The organism is Candidatus Margulisiibacteriota bacterium (assembly GCA_003242895.1).
Lineage (GTDB): Bacteria > Margulisbacteria > Riflemargulisbacteria > GWF2-39-127 > GWF2-39-127 > GWF2-39-127.
This window is the reverse complement of the sequence record QKMY01000041.1, coordinates 1-1,461: the sequence shown is the minus strand read 5'-3', so window position 1 is coordinate 1,461 and position 1,461 is coordinate 1. Positions and strand designations below refer to the sequence as shown.

Annotated in this window: 1 protein-coding gene and 1 pseudogene; both read left to right on the top strand. The window is 36.1% G+C overall.

Features of this window, described 5'->3' with window-relative positions:
• Window positions 1-436 precede the first annotated feature (436 nt).
• Window positions 437-705, top strand: a pseudogene (locus DKM50_05745) (hypothetical protein).
• A gap of 20 nt (window positions 706-725) precedes the next feature.
• Window positions 726-1,013, top strand: coding sequence for an addiction module antidote protein, HigA family (gene higA / locus DKM50_05740; protein ID PZM80152.1), 288 nt, complete (start codon window positions 726-728; stop codon window positions 1,011-1,013).
• The last annotated feature ends 448 nt before the right edge of the window (window positions 1,014-1,461 follow it).

Here is a 1,461-nt window from a genome sequence, read left to right as displayed (position 1 = left end):
TCTGCTTGTATTTTTGTCTCGGAGATCGACTGGACACCATCAATCTGAATCAGGTGGACAGTTTACCTGAATTACCTGAACAGCTTCATCTGAATCTGCAGGTGGTTGCATCACCACCTTTAAGCCTAGGTCAAGGAGCGGCAGCGTCCTGACATTTATAATTTAATAAACACTATCCCAAATAAAATTTCAAAAAAATAACAAAGAAAAAGATGGATTCCTGTCTTCACAGGAATGACAAACAACTTAATTTTTTAATGATCAAAATATAACGGTCAAAACCATCACCCACATTCAAAACCCCTCAATCAACCACCAAACAATTAACATATAGATAGCTGCAAAAGCCCGATCATATTCCTGGTCGCAAAAAAAACCAATATTTCTCCAATAATAACGCTTTACAATACTATCGAAAGGTGATACTATATAGTAAATGATAAAATCATTCAACTCGAAAGAAACAGAAAAAATATATCCACTTCGCTTCCCATAGATATTCAAACAATCGCTAGAAGAAAATTAAGGATGTTAAATAATTCTCGTAATATAAATGATTTACGAATACCGCCAGCAAATAGGCTGGAAAAATTAAAAGGCAATCGTTCTGATCAATACAGTATAAGAATTAACAACCAATGGCGAATTTGTTTCAAATATGAGAATGGCGATTGTTATGATGTTGAAATAATTGATTACCATTAAATTGAAAGGAAATGATTAATATGGACAAATTATCTAACATTCATCCCGGCGAAATATTAGACGAGGAGTTTCTTAAACCTCTTAACCTTACTCCATATCGAGTTGCAAAAGAAACAAAAATTGCTCAAACAAGGATTTCTGAAATTATAAAAGGTAAACGCAAAATTACCGCTGATACAGCATTAAGGTTTTCTGTATACTTTGGGAACTCACCTCAGTTCTGGTTAGGGTTACAAGATGATTATGATTTAGAAGAAGAAAAAAATAAAATCGGTTCGATTTTAAATGAGATTCATCCGTTAATGTAGGCTTAATTATTTAAAAAGCAACCGTAGGAGTTAAGGTGACCTTTTCCTTTGATTTTTGAATTAAGCTTTTATTGAATTCAATCTTGTTATAAATTTTTTCCCGAGGTTATTTCCCCCCAAACCACTTACTACCAACCACACCAAAATCAAAACCCACAACCCTTCATCTACAAATCATAGCCCGGAAGGGCTATACACTTAAGCAAGCTGTCTGAGTCATTGCCGTAGGCAGGAGGAGTTCTTGCGCTCCGAGGGTGCAGGGAAACTTCCCTGCTGCACGGATCCCAAAGGTGCTTGCATTAGCATCTTTGGGCCTAGGTTCAGGAGCGGCAGCGTCCTGACATCTACAATTTAATCAAGAGAATTCCTCGGAATTCATTCCGGGGTAAAAATCCTCGGTATGGTAAAATAATATGAATGAGCGAGCATATAAACAAAAGGCATAATA

Coding starts and splice junctions, on each gene's coding strand:
- higA (PZM80152.1), top strand. CDS start 726: ATGGACAAATTATCTAACATTCATCCCGGCGAAATATTAGACGAGGAG.